The 6,608-nt window shown below is 59.2% G+C and carries 5 protein-coding genes; all 5 read right to left on the bottom strand.

The annotated features are described in order from the left end of the window. The coding region (locus tag ACWKV9_RS22200) for a phage infection protein (protein ID WP_483838250.1) at window positions 1-455 on the bottom strand (455 nt) is incomplete at its 3' end. 352 nt (window positions 456-807) lie between these two features. Then, window positions 808-2,331 carry an ATP-binding protein gene (locus ACWKV9_RS22195; protein ID WP_483838249.1) on the bottom strand — a complete coding sequence of 508 codons (1,524 nt, stop codon included), beginning with the start codon at window positions 2,329-2,331 and terminating at the stop codon, window positions 808-810. Window positions 2,332-2,371: 40 nt separating this feature from the next. Beyond that, window positions 2,372-3,664: an MFS transporter gene (locus ACWKV9_RS22190; RefSeq protein ID WP_483838248.1), complete on the bottom strand. Its 1,293-nt coding sequence runs from the start codon at window positions 3,662-3,664 to the stop codon at window positions 2,372-2,374. A gap of 166 nt (window positions 3,665-3,830) precedes the next feature. Next, the gene (locus ACWKV9_RS22185) at window positions 3,831-5,411 is read right to left on the bottom strand and encodes an MFS transporter (protein ID WP_483838247.1); all 1,581 of its coding nucleotides are present in this window, start codon (window positions 5,409-5,411) and stop codon (window positions 3,831-3,833) included. Window position 5,412: 1 nt separating this feature from the next. Next, on the bottom strand, window positions 5,413-6,546 hold the full coding sequence (locus ACWKV9_RS22180; protein WP_483838246.1) for an HlyD family secretion protein: 1,134 nt from the start codon (window positions 6,544-6,546) through the stop codon (window positions 5,413-5,415). Window positions 6,547-6,608: the final 62 nt, after the last annotated feature.

The raw sequence follows: 6,608 nt of genomic DNA, 5'->3' as shown, positions 1-6,608 counted from the left end.
GAAGCAACGCGGTTGGCGCCGACTTTGTCCGAACCGTCGGAAGCAACGCGGTTTGCGCCTACTTTGTCAGAACCGTCCGAAGCAACGCGGTTTGCGCCTACTTTGTCAGAACCGTCAGAAGCAACGCGATTAGCGCCTACTTTATCTGCACCGTCTGCAGCCACACGATTAGCGCCGACTTTATCCGAACCATCCGAAGCAACACGGTTGGCTCCGACCTTATCGGCACCATCGGCAGCCACACGATTTGCTCCCACTTTATCCGCGCCATCAGCAGCAACTTTATTGGCGCCTACATGGTCGGTGCCGTCGGAAGCCGTTCGGTTGACACCTACATGGTCAGATCCATTTTCAGCGACAGGCTTGCAGTCGCTTACATCATCGGCGGCGTAGGCAGCCGACACACTGAGCGTAAGCACGGAAAGCGCCAGGCTCCACATTAATTGCCTTTTCATAACCGATTGCTCCAAGTGTCCATTTCGATGATGTGAGCGTGATGCCCAGATCAGTGCAGTCAGACGACGAATCAAGCCTGCTGAGCATAGCCGATCACGGGTTCGACGCCTCTGCGGCGGTGCAGACGTGTCGTGGCGACGAGCGCTACAGCGGCGACACAATTCATGGAAACCGCCATTGTGATTCATACAATAAAACAATATTAACTGTTGGCGCATCATACGTGGGTATAAGCATTAAAGTTGTACGGTTCAAACAATTAAAACGCAGTTTTCTGCACCAATTTGGCCCACAAAAAGTTGCAAATGAAGTTACTCCATAAAGCCGCTCAATAGGCCTAACAGTCGCTGCTTAGTTCACGGGAATCAAACTGCTGGCAGGAACTTCATTTAATTCAATCAATTGCGTCGAAGCTGGGAGGCTGACATTGAAGATTGCGCCCTTGCCCGCTTCGCTGCTGGCCCAGATCCGTCCGCCGTGAGCCTCGATAATCGAGCGACAGATGGACATGCCCATTCCCATGCCATTGGGCTTGGTGGTGAAAAAGGGCTCGAACAGATTTGGCAAATTTGCCATTGAAATGCCAGGCCCACTGTCGCGGATGGCCATCGACACGTCACCGCTTGGCAATGTCGAAAGCCACAGGTGCAGCGCTTTCTCCTTAGCCGTTTGGTTTGCCATCGATTGCATCGCGTTAACCAGCAAGTTGATGATCACCTGTTGCAGCTGCACCCGATCGCCGCTGACTGAAGGGAGCACATCCTGCATTTCAACCTGCAGCTCGACCCGGTGTCGCTCGATCTCGCGCCTGAGCAACGAGACTGATTCTTCAACCACTTCACGCAGATTGAGCTCATCTTTCTCACTCGCCGTTTTGCGAGACAGCGCCCGGACTTTTTTCACCACTTCACCTGCCCGTTGCGCCTGGATCACTACGCGCTCGATCACCTTCCGGACTTCGTGATAATCCGGCTCAGGCCGGTTCAGCCAGCGCAACCCGGATTCGGCGTCGGTGATCACTGCGGCCAGTGGCTGATTGACCTCGTGTGCGATCGATGCCGCCAGTTCACCAAGGGTGGTGACGCGGGTGATGTGCGCCAGTTCGGTCTGACTTCGATGCAGCGCCTCCTCTGCCAACCGGGTGGCGGTCACGTCCATCAGCGCACCGACAAACTCGCTTTGCCTGCCGGCGTCCTCGTATTGCTGAGCGAGCATGCGCAGGTTTTTGCTGCGCCCTGCGGGTAGGACCAGCCGGAACTCGACCTCCAACGGCAAACGGCTGGCGCAAACATCTTGAAAAGCAGCCCTGAAACGGTCGCGATCATTAGGATGAATCCGGCTGACCATCTGTTCCAGCGTCGGCGTGGTGGCGCTGTCGAACTCGAAGATATGACACGCCTGCTCGGACCAGTACATCTGCGCACATGGCACCAGAAAGCCGATGCTGCCGGTGAGGCTCAGACGTTGCGCGCCAGACAAAAACGCTTCGCTGCGGTTAAGCAGCAACACTTGTTCCTGCAGGTTGCTCTTGGCGGTGCTGCTTTTGAGTGCCAGCAATGCAGCGATGAAAATCGCCGCCAGGCTGATCAAGCCGCGCCCGCATGACTCGTCATCCCAATCCAGCCCGTGGGAAACAAAAAACGCGATCAGCGTCAGTCCGATGCACAAATAAGCGACGCGCAGCAGACCCCGACGCGAAAACAGCTCGACGGAAATCAGGATGACCATGATGTACAACACCGCAATGGCGACATCCAGCGAACTCAGGCTGTCGATCAGGAAGATCCCACCCGCCAGCAGAATCGCCCCGGCCCGCTTGGCCGGCAACGGCAACTGCGCGCACCCGTGATCGATCACCGACCACAGCATTCTCATCACTTGGCCTCAACCCTGGCGGACCGTTGGCGCAAAGAAGTCATCGCACGCTCCCGGTCACAACCGCTGGCCTGGCAATCGCCAGTGCCACCAGCGCGGCGATGAAGCACAACAGTCCGGCGATGAAAAACGACGGCATGTAGGTTGCCAGCACCGTGCGAATCAGACCGGCGCCATACGCGGCAAACGCAGCACCCAATTGATGGCCGGCGAAGATCCAGCCGAACACAATGTTGGCGCGCTGTACGCCAAAGGTCGCGGCGGTCAGTTTGATGGTGGGTGGCACGGTAGCGATCCAGTCCAGGCCGTACATGACCGCGAAGATCGACAGCCCGAACACGTTGAAATCGGTGAACGGCAGAATGATCAGTGCCACGCCGCGCAGCCCGTAATACATGAACAACAGCCAGCGATTGTCGTAGCGATCAGACAGCCATCCCGAGCCCACGGTGCCGATAAAGTCGAAGATGCCCATCATCGCGAGCAACCCGGCGGCACTGGTCGCCACCAGTCCGAAGTCGCCGCACATGGTCACGAAATGAGTCTGGATCAAGCCCGAAGTGCTGGCACCACAGATAAAGAACGTCGCGAACAGGATCCAGAACGTCATCGAGCCAGATACATCGCGCAGCACCGACAACGGCATCAGCAGCATCTGAGCCAAACTGCCTGCCTTGGGAGTAGGCGCTTGCGGTTCGGTGTCGCCATACAGAGGCAAGCCCAGGTCCGCCGGATGGTCGCGCATCAAAGCGATGACCGCGATTACCGCCACTACCAGCATCACGCAAATGAAGCCAAGGGCGCTGCGCCAGCCGAAGTGTTCAGTCAGCCTGGCGAGCAGGGGCAAAAACACCAATTGCCCTGTGGCAGAGCTGGCCGCCAGCAGGCCGATGATCAAGCCGCGCCGGGCGGAGAACCAGCGGGTGGCAACGGTCGCGCCCAGCACCATCGCGGTCAGTCCCGTGCCAAAGCCCACCAGTACACCCCAGAAAAACACCAGTTGCCAAAACTGTGTCATGAACAACAGCGACGAGCCAAAACCGATCATCACCACCACGATGGCGGTGACCATGACCTTGCGCATGCCGAAGTAATTCATGAAGGCCGCCGCGAACGGCCCCATCAACCCAAACAACGCGAAACGAATGGCCAGCGCCGAGGAAATGTCTGCGGTCTGCCAGCCGAATTCCATTTGCAGCGGAATAATGAATACGCCCGGCGCACCTACCGCACCGGCCATCACCAGCATCGTAAGAAACGTCACCGACGCCACGACCCAGCTGTAGTGAATCTTGCGACGAGACAATGAACCTGCGAGGAGCGATGCCAACATTTCTACATCCTTGATGGGGGCAAGTGCGAATCGACGTACCCCTGGATAACCCTGTAAAAGAGCCTTGGGACCGCAACAGACTCGCAACATTTTTTTACACTTCAATTATTGAACCGCCAATTTTTAGCGTCAAGTGCTAATGCAGCAGATCGCCTGCGCAAAAGGCTCAATCCGGCGGTTTACGCAGCAGCGTGATGATCAAGATGCCCAGTACGGCAGTGCCCGCTGACAGCATGAAGGCGTCGGCATAGGCCAGCGTCGCGGCCTGTTGCCTGACCTGATTGGCGAGGAGCGCCAGGCCTCGAGGAGCGTTTGCCGGATCGAGCAGGCCAAAGCGGTTCAGCGCACCGTGGGTGAGTCCCGAAAGACGCCCCGCCACTGCGTTATCTCCAGCCATGACGTGAATGCCCAACAGATTGGAATGCACTTGGGTCCAGACCCTTGTGCAGGTCTGGACCAGGGCGCTCGCCAGCTCACCGCCCAACAACCGAAAGGTCTGCACCACCGCGCCGAAAGTGATCACCTGTACCGGGTTCAGATGGCGGACTGTGAAGTAAATGAGGGACGTCAGGAGCATGGTCTGCCCCAGCGCCTGCATTAGCATTGAAGGGACGAAGTCGTTTTCCGACCAAGCAGAAGTCAGCTGGCTGGCCTGAAGGCACGCCGCCAGAATCAGGCTCATGCCGATGATCAGCATAATGCGCGCATCGACGTAGCGTAGCGTCAGCCCCACAACCGGCCCGATGATGAATTGCGGTAACGCCACCCACAGCAGAATCTGCCCCACCTGCTGCGGCCGGAAGCCAGCCACTTGAGTCAGAAATTGCGGAACGATGAAGTTGCTGCTCAGCACCAGCAACCGGCCAATGACCAACAGCAGCATCATTGGCGCGATGTTGCGCTGGGCCATGAAGTTGAAATCGATGAACGCATCCGGATTGCGATGCCCGTGCACGACAAACGCAACGATCAGCAACGCCGCGCCCGATAGCAGCCCCATGACCAGCCCCGATGAGGTCCAGTCCAGACGATTGCCCTGATCGAGCCCCGCATAGAGCAGCGCAAAACCAAGTCCTGCGAAGAGCATGCCCCAGTAATCGCCCTTGAGCCTCACCTCGTGCTTGATCGGCTCGCGGGGGATGCCGGCATAAATGCAAGCGATCAGTGCCAGGGTCAGTGGCAGGTTCTGCCAGAAGATCCACTGCCAGCCGCCGTGATCCAGGTGCCAGCCCTCCAGCGTCGCCGCGATGTTCAGCGACAGCTCAAGGTTCATGGCGTAGACGCTGATACCGATCGGCCAATAGGCCTTGGGCAGGTTGCGCACGACCACGCCAATGGCCAGCGGCACGAACGTCCCCGATCCCAGACCTGCGATGAAGTGCAGCAGCAAGAACGAGTCGAGCCCTCGGGACAGCGGCAGTAAAAGCTCGGCGAACCCGAACACCACCGCACCGGCCATCAGCGTTCGCCGAGGGCCGTAAACCATGCCCAGCCACACCGAAATCGGGCCCATCAACATTTGTGCGGCGCTGAACGAGGTGGTGATCCAGGCGCGTTCATCAAAACTCGCGCCGATGGCCCCACCGATGTCTGCCACCCCGAAGTTGGTCAGCCGGCTGGACAGTGTGGAGACGAACGCAGCGAGCATGACGGCCAGAATACCCACCCACGGGCGGGTCGATTCCACCCGTGGTATCGGCGACAAGTGCAGCCCGTGCGCAGCGGCATCGCGCCCTGACAGGCCCATCTCAACGTCCGCCTTCTGCTGCGAGGGTCGAGGTGTCTATAGTGGCCACCACCGACAGCCCCGGACGCAACAGCGCTGCCGTTTGCTCACTGGACAGGTCATCGAGCAAAAGTTTGACCGCGACCCGCTGGATGACCTTGGTGAAGTTACCGGTGGCATTGTCCGGCGGCAGCAACGCGAAGCGCGAGCCAGAACCGGGCGCCCAACTGTCGACATGACCGCGAAATATCGTGCCTGGAAACGCATCGATTTCGACGCTGACTTTTTGCAGCCGGCGCACATGAGTCATCTGGGTTTCCTTGAAGTTGGCGATAACCCAGATGTTCGGCAGCCCGACCAGCGTGATGACCTGTGCACCGACTCCGAGGTACTGCCCTGCGCGCACCTGCCGCGCACCGACGACACCGTCAATGGGCGCACGGATTCGGGTGTATTCCAGATTGATCAGACTGAGGCTCAACGCGGCGCGCTGACTGGCAACATCAGCCTGCGCAACCGCGACCTGGGAGTCGAGGGTGTCGAGCACTCGTCGCGTGGCCACCAGTTGCGCCTGCTGCTGGGTGTGGCCAGCGGCGGCCTGTTTGTCGCTGGCGTCGGCCTGATCCACCGCTTGCTGGGAGGCGAAATTGCCACGAGCCAACAGGTCGTGCTGACGCCCAGCCTCAAGCCGTCGCAACTGCGCACCCGCAGCGGCCGCCGTCACGCCCGCCGCTGTCGCGTTGATGGTCGCTTCCTGTTGCGCCCGCTGTTTTTCCAGCACCGAGACCTGCGCCAGACTTTTGTCCAGCGCCGCCCTCGCCTGCGCCACCTGAGCCTGATAATCGCCGTCGAACAGCTGCACCAGCACGTCATTGCGGTGCACGGTTTGATAGTCCTGCACCGGCACCTCACTGACCAGTCCCGAGACCCGAGCAGACAGCGGGATCACATCACTTTCCAGGTACGCATCGTCGGTGCTCTGCAGCGTCGCGGCGCCACTCCAGACATTCCAGCGCTCAGCGAAAATCCAGACCGTCGCCACGGCCAGCACCACGACCGCAATGCGGGCAATAAGCGCCCAGTGCCATGAGGCGGGCGTCGTTAGCGCCACAGGGGTTGGACTGGCTTCTTGAGGAGGTTTGATCGCTTCGTTCATGACTATAACCACAGCAGCTAAGGGGCGCCCTGATCCGTTGGGCCTGAACTGATCTACCGAAG

It is taken from the genome of Pseudomonas corni (genome assembly GCF_057128765.1).
Note: the sequence above shows the minus strand (reverse complement) of the source record. Positions and strands in the feature narration are given on the sequence as shown.

What these genes read in the sequence shown, in the direction of transcription:
- ACWKV9_RS22195 (WP_483838249.1), bottom strand. Translation starts at nt 2,331, where the DNA reads ATGAGAATGCTGTGGTCGGTGATCGATCACGGGTGCGCGCAGTTGCCG.
- ACWKV9_RS22190 (WP_483838248.1), bottom strand. Translation starts at nt 3,664, where the DNA reads ATGTTGGCATCGCTCCTCGCAGGTTCATTGTCTCGTCGCAAGATTCAC.
- ACWKV9_RS22180 (WP_483838246.1), bottom strand. Translation starts at nt 6,546, where the DNA reads ATGAACGAAGCGATCAAACCTCCTCAAGAAGCCAGTCCAACCCCTGTG.
- ACWKV9_RS22185 (WP_483838247.1), bottom strand. Translation starts at nt 5,411, where the DNA reads ATGGGCCTGTCAGGGCGCGATGCCGCTGCGCACGGGCTGCACTTGTCG.